This window comes from Geothrix alkalitolerans (genome assembly GCF_022808885.1).
Classification (GTDB): domain Bacteria; phylum Acidobacteriota; class Holophagae; order Holophagales; family Holophagaceae; genus Geothrix; species Geothrix alkalitolerans.
The window spans coordinates 162,315-177,699 of the sequence record NZ_JAKZLE010000007.1; the positions used below are offsets into that span (position 1 = coordinate 162,315).

The 15,385-nt window shown below is 68.7% G+C and carries 12 protein-coding genes; 8 read left to right on the plus strand and 4 right to left on the minus strand.

Annotated elements, in window-relative coordinates; translation table 11 throughout:
- The 6 genes from serA to MLJ35_RS13975 all read left to right on the plus strand — a co-directional run bounded on the left by serA (position 1) and on the right by MLJ35_RS13975 (position 7,119).
- Positions 1-1,596, plus strand: a complete 1,596-nt coding sequence (serA, locus tag MLJ35_RS13950) for a phosphoglycerate dehydrogenase (RefSeq protein ID WP_243384850.1) — start codon at positions 1-3, stop codon at positions 1,594-1,596.
- 121 nt (positions 1,597-1,717) lie between these two features.
- On the plus strand, positions 1,718-2,365 hold the full coding sequence (locus MLJ35_RS13955) for an HAD family hydrolase (protein ID WP_243384851.1): 648 nt from the start codon (positions 1,718-1,720) through the stop codon (positions 2,363-2,365).
- Between the two features lie 109 nt (positions 2,366-2,474).
- Positions 2,475-2,975: a cyclic pyranopterin monophosphate synthase MoaC gene (gene moaC, locus MLJ35_RS13960; protein WP_243323842.1), complete on the plus strand. Its 501-nt coding sequence runs from the start codon at positions 2,475-2,477 to the stop codon at positions 2,973-2,975.
- Positions 2,976-3,134: 159 nt separating this feature from the next.
- Complete coding sequence (locus tag MLJ35_RS13965; protein WP_243384852.1) at positions 3,135-4,202, plus strand: LysM peptidoglycan-binding domain-containing M23 family metallopeptidase; 1,068 nt, start codon at positions 3,135-3,137, stop codon at positions 4,200-4,202.
- A 146-nt stretch (positions 4,203-4,348) separates the two neighbouring features.
- On the plus strand, positions 4,349-6,283 hold the full coding sequence (locus MLJ35_RS13970; RefSeq protein WP_243384853.1) for a hypothetical protein: 1,935 nt from the start codon (positions 4,349-4,351) through the stop codon (positions 6,281-6,283).
- Between the two features lie 20 nt (positions 6,284-6,303).
- Entirely contained in the window at positions 6,304-7,119 is an 816-nt protein-coding gene (locus tag MLJ35_RS13975) for a purine-nucleoside phosphorylase (RefSeq protein ID WP_243384854.1), read from the plus strand.
- 197 nt (positions 7,120-7,316) lie between these two features.
- Here the strand turns inward: MLJ35_RS13975 and acs are convergent, their stop codons facing one another.
- Both acs and MLJ35_RS13985 read right to left on the minus strand, forming a co-directional pair.
- The gene (gene acs, locus MLJ35_RS13980) at positions 7,317-9,263 is read right to left on the minus strand and encodes an acetate--CoA ligase (protein ID WP_243323834.1); all 1,947 of its coding nucleotides are present in this window, start codon (positions 9,261-9,263) and stop codon (positions 7,317-7,319) included.
- A 285-nt stretch (positions 9,264-9,548) separates the two neighbouring features.
- Positions 9,549-11,210: an MFS transporter gene (locus tag MLJ35_RS13985; RefSeq protein WP_243384855.1), complete on the minus strand. Its 1,662-nt coding sequence runs from the start codon at positions 11,208-11,210 to the stop codon at positions 9,549-9,551.
- A gap of 534 nt (positions 11,211-11,744) precedes the next feature.
- Between MLJ35_RS13985 and MLJ35_RS13990 the strand changes: the two genes are divergently transcribed.
- Both MLJ35_RS13990 and MLJ35_RS13995 read left to right on the plus strand, forming a co-directional pair.
- Positions 11,745-12,485 (plus strand): metallophosphoesterase family protein, encoded by a 741-nt coding sequence (locus MLJ35_RS13990; protein ID WP_243384856.1) that lies wholly within the window; start codon positions 11,745-11,747, stop codon positions 12,483-12,485.
- A gap of 2 nt (positions 12,486-12,487) precedes the next feature.
- Positions 12,488-13,945, plus strand: a complete 1,458-nt coding sequence (locus MLJ35_RS13995; protein ID WP_243384857.1) for a serine/threonine protein kinase — start codon at positions 12,488-12,490, stop codon at positions 13,943-13,945.
- A gap of 57 nt (positions 13,946-14,002) precedes the next feature.
- Here the strand turns inward: MLJ35_RS13995 and rplQ are convergent, their stop codons facing one another.
- Together rplQ and MLJ35_RS14005 are read right to left on the minus strand one after the other, a co-directional pair.
- Positions 14,003-14,395 carry a 50S ribosomal protein L17 gene (gene rplQ / locus MLJ35_RS14000; protein WP_243288421.1) on the minus strand — a complete coding sequence of 131 codons (393 nt, stop codon included), beginning with the start codon at positions 14,393-14,395 and terminating at the stop codon, positions 14,003-14,005.
- Between the two features lie 10 nt (positions 14,396-14,405).
- Positions 14,406-15,377: a DNA-directed RNA polymerase subunit alpha gene (locus MLJ35_RS14005; protein ID WP_243288422.1), complete on the minus strand. Its 972-nt coding sequence runs from the start codon at positions 15,375-15,377 to the stop codon at positions 14,406-14,408.
- Positions 15,378-15,385 lie beyond the last annotated feature (8 nt).

The window sequence follows — 15,385 nt, forward strand, 5'->3', positions numbered from 1 at the left end:
ATGAAGATCATCGTGACCGACGAGGTGACCGGCGAAGGCCTAGCCCTGCTCCAGCGCGATCCGCGCGTCACGCTCGACGTGAAGCTGGGGCTGTCCCGGGAGGCGCTGCACGCCTGCATCGGCGGCTACGACGCCATCATCACCCGCAGCGGCACCACCGTGGACAAGGCCCTGCTGGACGCCGCGACGAACCTGAAGATCGTGGCCCGGGCCGGCGTGGGCATCGACAACGTGGATGTGGACTACGCCAGCTCCAAGGGCGTCATCGTGGTGAACGCGCCCTTCGGCAACACCAACAGCGCCGCCGAGCACACCCTGGCCTTGCTGCTCTCCGCCTGCCGTCACGTGCCGGCGGCGGACGCCAGCCTCAAGGCCGGGGAATGGAAGCGGGCGAAGTTCACGGGCGTGGAGCTGAAGGGCAAGACCGCCGGCGTCATCGGCCTGGGCAAGGTGGGCGGCCGGGTGGCCACGCGGCTCAAGGCCTTCGAGTGCGAGGTGCTGGGCTGCGATCCCTACGTCAGCGCCAAGCGGGGCCAGGACCTGGGCGTGCGCCTCACGGACCTGGACGAGCTCTGCCGCACCTGCGACATCCTCACCGTGCACACGCCCCTGAACGACGAGACCCGCGGCATGATCGGCCCGGAGCAGCTGGCCCTGATGAAGGAGGGCGTCATCCTCCTCAACGTGGCCCGGGGCGGCATCCTGGACGAGCCCGCCCTGCTGGCGGCCCTGGAGTCGGGCAAGGTGGCCCTGGCGGCCGTGGACGTCTGGTCCGAGGAGCCGCCCAAGTCCGAGGTGCTCAAGCGCCTCATCGGCCACGAGAAGGTGGTGGTCACGCCCCACCTGGGCGCCAACACCCAGGAGGCCCAGGTGAACGTGGCCATCGACGTGTCCCGGGAGATCCTCAACTACCTGGACCGGACGCCCCTGGAGAACGCCGTGAACCTGCCGCGCTTCGATCCGGCCGTGATGGACCAGATGCGGCCCTACTTCAAGCTCGTGGCCGTGCTCAGCGAGTTCGGCCTCCAGCTGGTGAAGGGCAGCCTGGACCGCGTCACCTTCGGCTTCTCCGGCGCCATCGCCCACCACGACTGCTCGCCCCTCACCGTGAGCGGTCTGGCCGCCCTGCTGGACCGGGCCACGGACCAGCCCGTGAACATGGTCAACGCCAACCTGGTGGCCGAGCGCATGGGCCTGGTGGTGGAGGAGCGCAAGTCCACCGACGGCGGCGCCTTCTCGAACCTGGTGACCCTCACCCTGGAGGGCAGCGGCAAGACCCGCGTGCTGTCGGGCACCCTCTTCGAAGGCACCCCCCGCATCGTCCGCCTGCGGGACTACGCCATGGACTTCATGCCCGAAGAGCACATGCTCCTCCTGAGCTACCTGGACCGCCCGGGCATGATCGGCCGGATCGGCACGCTGCTCGGCCAGCACGACGTCAACATCGCCTTCATGAACCTGGGCCGCCGGGAGAAGAAGGGCGAGGCCATGGTGGTGCTCTCCGTGGACTCGCCGGTGCCGCCCGCCGTGGTCGCCGAGCTCCAGCAGGCCACGGAGGCCACCTTCGTCCGGGCCCTCCACCTGCCTTCGGCCTGATGCGGTCCAGGGGGGACCGCCTGCTCGCTGACGCTCGCGATGTCCCCCCCGGAGCCCCCCACCGCATGGCAGGGCAAAGCCCTGCCATGCGGTCTGCCATCATGAAAGTAGGGAGGCCTCTTTGAAACTCATCGCCTGGGACTTCGACGGCACGCTGGTGGACAGCCGCCCCCTCATCGAGGCCGGCATGGCCCACGCCCTGGACGCCCTGGGCCAGCCCCGCTCGGTCATGCACGAGTGGCTGAAGTACGTGGGCCTGCCCGTGGAGGCGGGCATCCGCAACACCTTCGGCCCCCTGGGCCTGGACGACGACACGGTGCTCAAGGCCTACCGCAGCTTCGGCCACGCGGAGCACGAGCACCTGATGCAGCCCTTCGAGGGCATCCCCGAGCTGCTGGAGGAGCTGCGGGGGCGCGGCCAGCGCATGGCGGTGGCCACCTCCAAGCGCCGGGTCCCCCTGCTGCGCCAGATGGCCCGCTGGGGCTGGGAGGCCTGGTTCGATCCCATCATCACCCCCGACGAGGTCACCCACGGCAAGCCCCACCCCGAGAGCCTGGAGAAGATGCAGGCCCTGACCGGCCTGGCCCCGGAGGAGATCCTCATGGTGGGCGACACGCCCTTCGACCTGGACATGGCCCGGGACGCCGGCGTGCCCAGCGTGGCCGTGGGCCACGGCTTCTACTCCCAGGAGGCCCTGGCCGCCTGCGGCCCCCGGGCCTACGCGCCGGACACGGCGGCCCTGCGGGACATCCTTCTGGCCTATCTATGATCCGGGGGGGACCGCCTGCTCGCGGGGCTCGCGATGTCCCCCCCGGAGCCCCCCGCCTCGATCTCAGGCCAAATCTGAGGTCGAGGCCATCCTCAACCCAGGAGCCGACATGGCCAAGCTGACGCACCTCGATCCCGAAGGCCGCCCCAAGATGGTGGACGTGTCGGCCAAGGCTGTGACGCGGCGCATGGCCGTGGCCGCGGGCTACCTGGAGCTGGACGCCCCGGCTGCCGAGGCCCTGTCGAAGGGCGGCGGTCCCAAGGGCGATCCCTGGTCCGTGGCGCGGATCGGGGCGGTGGGCGGCGTGAAGCGGGCCTCGGACCTGATCCCCCTGGCCCACCCCCTGGCCATCGAGGCCGTGGATGTGGTCCACCACTGGGACCCGGACTTGCGGCGGGCCTGGCTGCGGGTGGCCGTGAGCTGCGAGGGGCGCACGGGCATCGAGATGGAGGCCCTGGCCGGCGTGACCGTGGGCCTACTGGTGCTCTACGACATGCTCAAGGCCGTGAGCCACGGCATGGCCATCGGGCCGGCTCGTCTCCTCCGCAAGGAGGGGGGGCGGCGGGGCACCGTGACCCTGCCCTGGGAAGGGTGCCCCTGGGCGCCCTGAGCCTGCCACGCCAGTTGGAAAACATTTGCATATGCAAGGTTCCAGGACCCCGCTAGGATTGGGGACTGGACTGTTCCTTATTCCATCGCGACCGGGGTCACGACCCCCCCAAGGAGGCCTAGCGAAGCAGGCTTTTCCGTTCCAGCCGGGAGTTTTTTCATGCGTCATGCCGTCTTGACCCTTGTTCTCGCGTCCCTCAGCCTCGGCCTCCAGGCCGCCCCGAAGCGGACCTCCAAGAAGACCTCCTCCAGGCCCGCCGATGATGGTGCCGTCCACATCGTGCGCAAAGGCGAGACCGCCGCTGCCATCGCCCGCGCCCATGGCATGAGCCTGGCCGACCTGGCCGCCCTGAACCCCGGACGGAAGCTGTCCAAGCTGTCCCTGGGCGCCCGCCTGAAGGTGCGCGCGTCCGCGGCCTCGGCGCGCGCCGCGGCCGCGGATGCGGACGAAGCGCCCGTCCAGGCCCTCCCGGCCGTGCCCCGGCCCGCCCTCGCCGCCCTGCCCGCGCCCGCCGTCGTGCCTCCGGCGCCCATGCCCCACCTGGAGCGCCTGCTGCCCTACCAGGTCCGCGCCGTGACCCCCGAGGCCCGGACTGGCGCGACCTCCGGCCACCTCGAGGCGCACCTGCCTCCCGACAACCCCTCCCAGCTCCTGGCCCGGATGCAGCCGGTCATGCCGCCGGTCAGCGAGGCCGAGCTGAACGCCCTGCTGCCCACCTTCACGCCCGCCGATCCGGAGCACCTTGACCTGCTCTGGCCCGTGGAGACCCGCACCATCAGCTCCGCCTGGGGCCCCCGGATGCGCACGAAGGTCGTGCGGGTGAAGAACCAGCGCAAGAAGCGGGTCCGCTACAAGGGCCGGCACCGCGGCATCGACCTCAACGCCCCCGCCGGCACGGCCGTGTTCGCGGCCATGGACGGGCAGGTGGTGATGGCCGGGAAGCACAAGCAGTACGGCAACTTCGTGGTGGTGGATCACGGGAACGGCGTGGCCACCCTCTACGCCCACCACCAGCTGAACCTGGTCCATGAGGGGGACATCGTCCGCCGGGGCCAGAAGATCGCCGAGGTGGGCCGCACGGGCAACGCCACGGGTCCGCACCTCCACTTCGAGCTCAAGATCGATGGCGTCCAGCGGAACCCCCTGCCGGTCCTCAACGACGAGGAAGAGGTCTCCGCCGAGCTCGCCGCCCAGAACGCCCTGCTGGGGACCGGCGCCAAGCGCTGATCCGCGACTCCCATCAGGGAGGTGCCAGGCACGCTGAACCTCCGCGCCACCCGCGGCACTGGAAGGAAGCGCCCCACCGTGTCCCGGCGCGGGACCGGCCGCGGACGCCATGCTAGACTTGATCCTTTCGCCGTTCTGAGGTGGTCATGCCGTTGTACCGAGCTACCCTTCGGGCCCTGGGGGCCGTCGTGCTTCTGGCCTCGGCGCTGGCCTGCGGGGGGAAGAAGAGCGGGGATACCGCCACCGCCGCCACCACCATCACCGTCTCGGGCACCGTCACCTACAGCCGGGTGCCCCTCGCCACGGACGCCAATGGCGTGCCCACCGGACTGGTGGACAGCACCGTGGCGGCGAACCTCAAGTCGATGCCCGCCCGGTACGCCAAGATCCGGGTCTACCAGCGCAACGACCAGCTCAACCCCGACGGGGTGACCAAGTCCACCGCCTGGACCCTGGTCTCATCCAAGGATGATTCGACCTACACCGACGCCAATGGGGCCTACGCCGTGACGGTGGCCAAGGACAAGCCCCTGATGGTCGAGCTCCTGAGCACCTTCGACGGGGGCGGAACCCCGGTGAACCTGATCGGCGACCCGGCCGGCATCAACAGCACCGTCCCCCAGTCCACCCGCCTCCGCTACGCAATGCGCAAGGCCGTGGATGGCACCGCCCCCTCCGGAGACCCGACCCCCTCGGCCCTCCCGGCCGGAGACAGCGTCGTCAACTTCACGGTCGGGCTCTCGGATGCCTGGTGGCTGGTCGATCCGACCCTGATTTCCGGCTACCTCATGGGTCCCGAAGGGGCCCACCCCGTCCTTGAGACCAGCCTGTCCGGCAGGACCACGGGCACCGGAAGCCGTGTCCTCGCCATCGGCGACACCGTCGCCAGCTACCGGAACACCTTCGGGACGGCCACCCCGGGCGGCGTCCTCGACCTCCACTATGCTCCGGGCGTATCGGAACCCCGCGGCTCCTTCGTGGAATTCGACCATTCCGTCTACCCTCTGGCCTTCGACTACCTCCGCCAGACCTTCCACTATTTCGGATCCATCCAGGGCGGCCCGACCAACGACGATGCGTGGGACGAAGGCGTCATCCTGCCCCTGATCGCCCGCGGCGCCCTCTACGCCAGCGGATCCGGCCGGACCTTCTCCATCCCCCGGGCCCCCCTGTTCCCCGTCGGCGCGGCCCTCGCGGACCTGAGCCCGGACATGGCGCGCATCGAAGGCCTGGCCGGGGCCATGGCCGCCGATGTCCTGAAGTCCCCCTACCTCGCGGACACCCAGGGCACCGGCCTCGCCGCCCCCGTCACCGACATCCGGGACCTGAGCGGGCTGACCTCGGCCCAGATCACCCCCTACGCCGCCCCCGCCCTCCGCGCCCTCGCCTGGGAGATCATCCTCAAGGCGAACAGCCTCACCAGCCCGGGGACGTCCACCGATTGGGCCAAGATCGATCCCCTGGCCGCAGCCAGGCTCTTCCTGGCCCCCGGCAGGACGAACTCTGACGGGCTCCGGGATTCAGAACCGCTCAACATCTATTCCCAGGTCGCCCGGCTCAAGGAGTCCAAGACCGCGGCCGAACCGGTCGATCTCGCGGCGATCTTCACGGATTCGACCCTGGGCGCCCTCACGACGCCCTTCGGCATGCCCTGGCCTCGGCCCACCACGGGGCCCCTGGCTTCCTTCGTGGTGAATTGGGGCACGGATCCCAACGCGCTCACCACCCCGCTGGCCCCCTTCACCCTCAGCATGGCCAAGGCCGTCCTGGTGCGGGGCAGCTATCCGAACCGGTCCGAAGACGAAGTGTTCTACAGCGGCTTCAACCTCAGCGCCGACCGTCGCTACGTGATCGGCGTGAGCATCTCCCCGGCCCTGGCGGCCGGGAGCGAGGTGGATCTGGACCTGCCCTACATCGACCGGAGCTTCGCCTTCACCGGCGCCGGCGGCACCACGGAGGCGCTCACCCTCCCCGCCTACCGGACCCCTCCGGCCTACCATCCGGTGCGGGTGCGGCTGAAGAGCCCGGGCGCCATCCAGCCCGACGTGATCGTGACCGTGAGCTTCACGCCCAGCCTCTAGTCCTCCGCCCAGGAGACGCCATGACTGCCGCTTCCGCCCTCCAGGCTCTGCAGGCCCGGGCGCCCTTCGTTCCGGATCTCGCCATCGTCCTGGGTTCAGGCCTGGGCGCCCTGGCGGAAAGCCCCGAGGCGAAGGCCGGCGTGGCCGTCCCCTTCACGGACCTCCCGGGCTTCCCGGCCCCCACGGTGGCCGGCCACGGCGGCAAGCTGGTCTTCTGCGAGTTCGAGGGCCGGAAGATCGTCCTCCAGGCGGGACGCTTCCACTTCTACGAGGGCCATCCCATGCCCCTCGTGGTCACGCCCATGCGCCTCTACGGGCGACTCGGTGCGAAGGCGGTGCTCCTCACCAACGCCGCCGGGGCCCTCAACCCGGCCTTCGGCGTGGGCGAGCTGATGGCCCTCACGGACCACATCAACCTCTTCGGCACTAACCCCCTCATCGGTCCCAATGTGGAGCCTGGTCCGCGCTTCCCGGACATGACGGCGGTGTACGACCCGGCCTTCCGGTCCCACTTGCTGGCCTGCGCCCATCGGCTGGGACAGACGCTCCGCGAAGGCGTGTATCTCGGCCTGACGGGCCCCAGCTACGAGACCCCTGCCGAGATCCGGGCCTTCCGTGTCATGGGCGCCGACGCCGTGGGCATGAGCACCGTCCCCGAGGCCATCGTGGCCCGGCACGAGGGCATGCGCGTGGCCGGAATCTCCTGCCTCTGCAACATGGCCGCCGGCCTCCTGCCCCAGCCCCTCACCCACCAGGAAGTGCTGGAAGCCGGCGCCGCCGCCGCGGGTCGCTTCGAGGCGCTGGTGCGGGCGTTCGTGCGGGACCTTCCGCTGTAGCGCGCTCTGAACCCAGATTGAGAACAAGAAGAAGCCCGGCTTTGCCGGGCTTCTTCGCGGGGGCTTGGGAAGAAGCTCCGTCTCCACGAGCCGTCAGGCGAGTGCGAGCCACGCCCCGCGTGGCGTCAGGCGGAGGCGCGCAGCAAGCCCTGAGCTCCCTGCCACGCACGCGTGGCAGGGAGAACCTCCGGATGGCATCAATTCTGACTCTTCTGGTGCTCTTCGACGAGCCGGTTGACCACGTCGGGCTCGGCCAGGGTGGAGATGTCGCCCATGCCGTCGTACTCGCTGGAGGCGATCTTGCGGAGGATGCGCCGCATGATCTTGCCGCTGCGGGTCTTGGGCAGGCCCGAGGCGATGTGGATGACATCGGGCGCCGCGAAGGCCCCGATGACCTGCCGCACCTGCTCCTTGAGGGCGCCGACGAGCTGCTGGTTGTCGGCGAAGCCGTTGTTGAGCAGAACGTAGCAGTAGATGCCCTGGCCCTTGATGGGGTGCGGGTAGCCCACCACCGCGGCTTCCGCCACGGCCTCGTGGGCCACGAGCGCGCTCTCCACCTCGGCGGTGCCGAGGCGGTGGCCGCTGACATTGATCACGTCGTCGATGCGGCCGGTGATCCAGTAGTAGCCGTCCTCGTCCCGCCGGGCGCCGTCCCCGGTGAAGTAGTAGCCGGGATACTGGGTGAAGTAGGTCTCGCGGAACCGCTTGTGGTCACCGTGGACCGTCCGGGCCTGGCCGGGCCAGGGGGCGCCCAGGCAGAGGGCTCCCTCCACGCCGTTGCCCTCGATGGGCACGCCCGTGGAGGGATCCACGATGACGGGCTTCACGCCGAAGAAGGGCAGGGTCGCCGAGCCGGGCTTGGTGGGGGTGACGCCGGGCAGGGGGGTGATGAGGATGCCGCCGGTCTCGGTCTGCCACCAGGTGTCCACCACCGTGCAGCGGCCCTCGCCCACCACGTCGTGGTACCAGCGCCAGACCTCCGGGTTGATGGGCTCGCCCACGGTGCCGAGGATGCGCAGGGACTTGCGGCTGTACTTGTGGATCCAGCTGTCGCCCGCCTGGGCCAGGGCGCGCAGGGCCGTGGGGGCCGTGTAGAGGATGTTCACGCCCAGGTCGTCCACCACCTGCCAGTAGCGGCCCGCGTCCGGATAGAGCGGCGTGGACTCGAAGATCACCGTGGTGGCGCCATTGGCCAGGGGGCCGTAGACGATGTAGCTGTGCCCCGTGACCCAGCCGATGTCGGCGGCGCACAGGTAGATGTCGTCCGGGTGGTAGTCGAAGACCAGCTTGTGAGTGAAGGCCGCGTAGGTGAGGTAGCCCCCGGTGGTGTGCAGCAGGCCCTTGGGCTTCCCGGTGCTGCCGGAGGTGTAGAGGATGAAGAGGGGGTCCTCGGCGCCCATCCATTCGTTGGTGCAGGTGGAGCGCTGCCGCGCGGCCTCCTCGTCCAGCCACAGGTCCCGGCCGGGCTGCATGGGCACGTCGCTGTCCGTGCGGCGGGCCACCAGGACCGTCTCCACCAGGGACATGCCCTCGATGGCGCGGTCCACGGTCTTCTTGAGGGGGACCTTCTTCCCGCCGCGCAGGCCCTCGTTGGCGGTCACCACGACCTTGCAGCGGGCATCCACGATGCGATCCCGCAGGGATTCCGCCGAGAACCCGCCGAAGACCACGGAATGCACCGCGCCGATGCGGGCGCAGGCGAGCATGGTGTAGACCAGCTCGGGGATCATGGTCATGTAGACGCAGACCCGGTCGCCCTTCTTCACGCCGTGCGAGAGGAGGACGTTCGCCACGCGGGCCACGTGGTGCTTGAGGTCGCGGTAGGTGATGTGGGTGTAGACGCCGGGCTCGTCCTGGGCCCAGATGATGGCGTCCTTGTCGCCCAGGTGCGGCAGGTGGCGATCCACGCAGTTGAAGCAGGCGTTGAGGCGCCCGCCCAGGAACCAGGAGAAGTCCACCTCGTTGTAGTCCGCGTCGAAGACGGACTGCCAGGGATGGAACCAGGTGAGGGACTTGGCCTGCTCGCCCCAGAACCACTCCGGGTTGTCCAGGGACAGTCGGTACAGGCGGTGGTACTCCTCCATGGTCTTGATGTGAGCCCGCTCCCGGATGTGGGGCTTCACGGGGTAGAGGTCTTCGGACATGGGTCGGCTCCGTGCCAGAGGGTGAGATGAAGGCGGGAATTGGCGGAGGAGCGTGTGGATGCCGGTGGAGGCCTGGATCTCCACGCAGGTCCGTCAGGCTGTGAAAGACACTGGAAGGGGGGAGGAGGCGATCATTCTCCGGCCCGCCCCGCCCCTTGTCCAGCACTCGTTACCTCGGGTAGAGCCTCCAGTCAGGTGCCCAGAACCCAAGAGGTGGGGTCGGGCGAAGTCCCCTCCGCCCGACCCCATCTGCCTTCCCGACGGCCCGGCCGCCGGGAAGTCCGATCAATGCTGGTAGGTGGTGATGTCGCGGTCCTTGGTTTCCTTCAGGAAGAGGGCCCCGATCACCACGGTCATGAGGGCCACGACGACGGGATACCAAAGCCCGAAGTAGATGTTGCCCTTCAGGGCCACGATGGCCGTCGCGATGAGGGGCAGCATGCCGCCGAACCAGCCGTTGCCGATGTGGTAGGGCAGCGACATGGAGGTGTAGCGGATGTTCGTGGGGAAGAGCTCCACCAGGAAGGCGGCGATGGGCCCGTAGACCATGGTCACGTAGATGAGGAAGACAAACAGGATCAGGAGGGTCATGGGGTAGTTGACCTTGGACTTGTCGGCCTCCTTGGGATAGCCGAGGTCGTTCAGGGCCTTCTTGAGGGCGCCTTCCGAGGCCGCGCTCCAGCCTTCCACGCGGGTGGTGGTGACCTCGCCCGTGGTGGCGTTCCTGCCCTGGATGGTGGCGACCACCATCTTGCCGGCCTCAGGCGCCACCTTGGTGAAGTTGAGGCCCTGCTTGCCGAAGAAGTCGTTCACGCGGTCCAGCTCCGTGAACTTGCTCCAGGGGCCGACGAAGAGGTTGAAGGTCTCGTCCTTGGGATTGCCGGCCACCGTGATCACGGTGCTGTTCTGGAAGGTCTCCAGGGCCGGGTTCACGTAGTGCGTCAGCTGCTTGAACAGGGGGAAGAAGGTGAGGGCGGCGATGAGGCAGCCCGCCAGGATGATCTTCAGGCGGCCGATCTTGTCCGACAGCCAGCCGAAGAAGATGAAGAAGGGCGTGCCGAGCAGCAGCGACGCGCCGATGAGCATGTAGGTGGTCTGGTAGTCCAGCTTCAGGGTGATCTGCATGAAGAACAGCGCGTAGAACTGGCCGGTGTACCACACCACGCCCTGGCCCGCGGTGGCGCCGAGGAGGGCGAGCAGCGCGTACTTGTTGTTGGGGTACTTCAGGAAGCTGTCGCTGAGGGGGGCCTTGGAGGTCTTGCCCTCCGCCTTCATCTTGGTGAAGATCGGCGACTCGTGCAGCTTCAGCCGGATCCAGACGGACACGCCGAGCAGGATGATGGACACGAGGAAGGGGATGCGCCAGCCCCAGTTGGCGAAGGCTTCCTTGGTCATGGTGCCGCGGCAGGCCATGATGACCCCGAGGCAGAGGAAGAAGCCCACGGTGGCCGTGGTCTGGATCCAGCTCGTGTTGTAGCCGCGCCGGTCATGGGCGGAGTGCTCCGCCACGTAGGTCGCGGCGCCGCCGTACTCACCGCCAAGGGCCAGGCCCTGCAGGAGGCGCAGGGTGACCATGATGATGGGCGCCAGCCAACCCACCGTCTCGAAGGTGGGCAAAAGGCCCACGCCGAAGGTGGAGAGGCCCATGACCATGATGGTCACGAGGAACGTGTACTTCCGCCCGATCAGGTCGCCGATGCGCCCGAACACCAGGGCGCCGAAGGGACGGACCAGAAAGCCCGCCGCGTAGGCGGCGAAGGCGGACAGCAACGCGGCCGTGTCGTTCCCCTTCGGGAAGAAGAGGTGCGCGAAGAATGGCGCCAGCGTGGCGTAGAGGTAGAAGTCGTACCACTCGAACACCGTCCCCACGGATGAGGCGACGATCACCATGCGTTCTTCCTTGGTGAGCGGGGTCTTGGTGGCGATTTGCTCGGTTGCGATGGCCATGTTGTGTTGCCTCCTTGAAAGTTCCTTCGGTTGAAGCTGGGCGTTCAGTGGTCCTTCTCGTGGTCGAGCCGGATGGCAGCTCAGGTACGGAACCTTTCGAAATCCCCTTTCGTGAGGCCGGGCTGAGCCGGGATGGTGGTCTGAGTACGCCTGGATGGCTCCAGGCCCGAAAGCGACGGATCGTTATGGGGTTCGCGGTGGACATGCCCCGCGGAACAGGTTGGATTGGGTTGGCTGACCACTAGCTAACGCACTCCTTTCCTCCGGGTCAAGCAAGTCCATGTCCGGAGACCGATATTTTTTAGTCGGGAAAATTTGCCGTAAATCCGGTCTTAAGGTGACCTTGTGATCGTCTTCCAACCACGCGGCGTGCGGGGGAAGACATCAGTCGCGACCCTGCCGACAGGGGTTGTCAGATTCCGCGCCTCCGCACCACGGCGCCGCGGCACGGACCTGCGGGGCGAGAGAACCGGACTCTGACGCGTCCAAGCCCCTATCATGGTTCCTGACCCTCCATTCCTTCCGGATGCCCCCATGCGCCTCGCCCTTCTGGCGGATATCCATGCCAACCGGCTCGCGCTGGAGGCCTGCCTGGAGCACGCCCAGGCGCGCGGCGCGGAGCGGCTGGTCTTTCTCGGCGACTACGTGGGCTACGGTGCGCAGCCGAATGAAGTGCTGGAGCGCATCCAGGCCGAGGTGAGCCGGGGCGCCATCGCAGTGGCGGGCAACCATGATCAGGCCGTGGCCGATGAGCAGGAATCGATGACCACGGACGCCGAGACCGCCATGGCCTGGACCCGCGGCCAGCTCGGCCGCGAGGCCCGCGAGTTCCTGGCCAGCCTGCCCCTGCGCTTCGAGGACGGCCCCCGCCTGTACGTGCACGCCAGCCCGCAGACCTACCCCCCGTGGCTCTACATCCGCGAGGGCCGCGATGCCCGCCGGGCGCTGGAAGCCAGCCGGGCCCAGATGGTCTTCTGCGGGCACACGCATGTTCCCGCCCTGCACGGCATCACCGCCACGGGCCAGCTGGTCTCCTTCAAGCCCGTCCCCGCCGTGCCCATCCCCCTGCCGATCCACCGCCGCTGGCTGACCGTGGTCGGCTCGGTGGGCCAGCCCCGCGACGGCCATCCGGGGGCGGCCTACGCCATGCTGGACACGGCCTCGTCCGAGCTCACCCATTTCCGGGTGGCCTACGATATCCAAGCCACCGCGACCTCCATCCTGCAAGCGGGCCTCCCGCGCGCCCTTGCAGCCCGTCTCCGGAAAGGGCTCTGACCATGCCGCAGACGGCCATCGCACCCGGAACCAACCTCGACGGTTTCCTCGTTGGGGAGCGGATCCACCAGGGCGGCATGGCCTCGCTCTGGACCGCGTCCCATCCCGGGTTCGACTTCCCCCTGCTGGTCAAGGCGCCCGTGCTTTCAGAAGGCACGGATCCCGCCGCCATCGTCGGTTTCGAGATGGAGCAGATGATCCTTCCCCGCCTATCGGGCCCGCACGTGCCCCGGTTCATCGCCACGGGGTCCACCGGCTTCCAGCCCTACCTGGTGATGGAGCGGATCCCCGGTCCCAGCCTCCTGCCCATGCTGACCCGGCTCCCCTTGGCCGGCCCGGAGGTGGCGGCCCTGGGCGCCCGCATCGCCACGGCCCTGGACGATCTCCACCGCCAGCACGTGGTCCACCTGGACGTGAAGCCCTCCAATCTCCTCACGCGGCCCACCGGGGAGATCGTGCTCATCGACTATGGACTCTCCCACCACGAGGAGCTGCCCGACCTGATGGGCGAGGAGTTCCGCCTGCCCTACGGCACGGCACCCTACATGGCTCCGGAGCAGGTGCTCGGCCTGCGCCGCGACCCTCGCAGCGACCAGTTCGCCCTGGGGGTGCTCCTGTACTTCTTCCTCACAGGCGTGCGGCCCTTCGGTGACCCCCAGCGCCTTTCCGGCCTGAAGCGACGGATCTGGCGCGATCCGGTGCCGCCCCGCCGCCTCCGCCCGGACTGCCCGCCCTGGCTCCAGGAAATCATCCTGCGCTGCCTGGAGGTGCACCCCGCCTGGCGGTATCCCACCGCGGCCCACCTGGCCCTGGCCCTCCGCCATCCGGATCAGGTGAAGCTCACGGCGCGCTCGGAGAAGCTCCAGCAGGACCCTTTCACCACCGTGCTCCGGCGCCGCTTCACGGATCGCGAGCTGGCGCTTCCCGGGGGGAAGACGCCCAGCCGGAGCGACGGCGATGCGCCGATCCTCGCCGTGGCCGTCGATCTCTCCCCGGAGGCGGCGCCCATCGCCGGCATCCTGCGCAGCATGGTGGCCCACATGCTCCCCGCCCTTCCCGGCGCGCGGGTGGCCTGCCTGAACGTGTTCAAGCTGGGGCGGATCACCCTGGACGAGCAGGTGGACGCCGAAGGCAGGAACCGCCACCTGCAGCGGCTCGTGGAGCTGCGCCACTGGGCGGAGCCCCTGGGCCTCGAGGAGGGGCGGATCAGCTTCCACGTCCTGCAGTCGCCGGACCCCGCGGGGGCCATCCTCCAGTACGTGAACGCCAACCACGTGGACCACGTGGTCATCGGCGCCCGCGCCAGCTCCCTGCGGCGGACGCTCCTTGGCAGCGTGTCCAGCCAGGTGGCCGCGCAGGCGCCCTGCACCGTGACGGTGGTGCGGGCACGGCGGCTGCGGGGGGCCGACTTCAAGGACGAACCCGAGGACAAGGGTGAGGGCACCTGGACCGTGGGCTGAGGCCGTACATGGGAACGCCCCGGCGGGCCGGGGCGTTCCCATGGCTGCAGCGGAATGCTACTCGGCGTCCTCGGCCTTCGGCTCGGGGAGGGTGTAGTCCACGAACTCGATGAGGGCCATGTCGGCCGCGTCGCCGAGGCGATGGGCCATCTTGAGGATGCGGGTGTAGCCGCCGGGACGGCTCTCGAACCGCTTGCGGAAGTCGGCGCCGAAGAGCTTCTGCACGGCGTCCTTGCTCCCGAGGCGGGCCATCGCCAGGCGGCGGTTGGCGACCGAATCGGTCTTCGCGAGGGTGATGAAGGGTTCCACGAAGCTGCGAAGCTCCTTGGCCTTCACCAGGGTGGTCTCGATGCGCTCGCTCTGGATCAGGGCGGTCGCGAGGTTCTTCATGAGGGCCTTGCGCTGGTTGGTGGTGCGGCCCAGGCGCTTGCCGGAAACGTTGTGACGCATGGGGGGCTCCTTACACTTCCTGCTCGAGCCGCATGCCGAGGGAGAGGCCGATGCGAGCGAGCTCGTCCTTGATCTCCTGGAGCGACTTCTTGCCGAAGTTCTTGGTTTTCATCAGTTCAGCCTCGGTCCGCTGGACCAGCTCGCCGATGGTGGTGATGTTGGCGTTGCGGAGGCAGTTGTTGGCGCGGACGGAGAGCTCGAGCTCCTCGACGGACTTGCCCAGCCAGGTGTTGGCGGCTTCGGCTCCGAGGGTCGCAGCCCCCATCTCCATCTCGGTGAAGTCCTCGTCCTGGCGGGCGAACACGAGGAAGTGGTCGCGCAGGATGAGGGCCGCGTCGGAGACGGCTTCCTTGGGGTTGACGGCGCCGTTGGTCCAGACCTGGAGCGTGAGCTTCTCGTAGTCGGTGCTCTGGCCCACGCGGGCGGGTTCGACGATGTAGTTCACGCGGATGATGGGGCTGTGGTTGGCATCCATGGGGATGAAACCCAGGCCCAGGCTCTCGTCGTGGTTGTGGTCCGCGGTCACGAACCCGCGGCCCAGACGCACCACCATCTCGATCTCCAGCTCGCCCTCTTCACCCAGGGTGGCGATGTGGATGTTGGGATCCACGACCTCCACGTTCTGGTTGCAGCGGATGGCGGCCGAGGTCACCGTGCCCTCGCCCTTGGCGGAGATGGTCACCGTCTGGGGCTCGGGGCTGTGCAGCTTGAACGGCACTTCCTTGAGGTTCAGGAGGACATGGGTGATGTCCTCCCAGACGCCCGGAAGGGTGGTGAACTCGTGCATGACGCCCTTGATGCGGACGTTGGTGACAGCCGCCCCCTGGATGCTGCTGAGCAGCACCCGGCGGAGGCTGTGCCCCACGGTCGTGGCGAAGCCACGCTCGAAGGGGTAGGCCACGAATTCTCCGTAGGAGTCCGTGAGGGACCCGGGGGTCACCTCCGCGAATCGCGGCCTCTGGAAATCGCTGAGGTTCAGCATCCTGCCCC

Bases quoted from the DNA above. Each gene is read 5' to 3' on its own strand.
- MLJ35_RS13975 (WP_243384854.1), top strand. From the start codon at position 6,304: ATGACTGCCGCTTCCGCCCTCCAGGCTCTGCAGGCCCGGGCGCCCTTC.
- MLJ35_RS13985 (WP_243384855.1), bottom strand. From the start codon at position 11,210: ATGGCCATCGCAACCGAGCAAATCGCCACCAAGACCCCGCTCACCAAG.
- acs (WP_243323834.1), bottom strand. From the start codon at position 9,263: ATGTCCGAAGACCTCTACCCCGTGAAGCCCCACATCCGGGAGCGGGCT.
- rplQ (WP_243288421.1), bottom strand. From the start codon at position 14,395: ATGCGTCACAACGTTTCCGGCAAGCGCCTGGGCCGCACCACCAACCAG.
- MLJ35_RS13970 (WP_243384853.1), top strand. From the start codon at position 4,349: ATGCCGTTGTACCGAGCTACCCTTCGGGCCCTGGGGGCCGTCGTGCTT.
- MLJ35_RS13990 (WP_243384856.1), top strand. From the start codon at position 11,745: ATGCGCCTCGCCCTTCTGGCGGATATCCATGCCAACCGGCTCGCGCTG.
- MLJ35_RS13995 (WP_243384857.1), top strand. From the start codon at position 12,488: ATGCCGCAGACGGCCATCGCACCCGGAACCAACCTCGACGGTTTCCTC.
- serA (WP_243384850.1), top strand. From the start codon at position 1: ATGAAGATCATCGTGACCGACGAGGTGACCGGCGAAGGCCTAGCCCTG.
- moaC (WP_243323842.1), top strand. From the start codon at position 2,475: ATGGCCAAGCTGACGCACCTCGATCCCGAAGGCCGCCCCAAGATGGTG.
- MLJ35_RS13965 (WP_243384852.1), top strand. From the start codon at position 3,135: ATGCGTCATGCCGTCTTGACCCTTGTTCTCGCGTCCCTCAGCCTCGGC.
- MLJ35_RS14005 (WP_243288422.1), bottom strand. From the start codon at position 15,377: ATGCTGAACCTCAGCGATTTCCAGAGGCCGCGATTCGCGGAGGTGACC.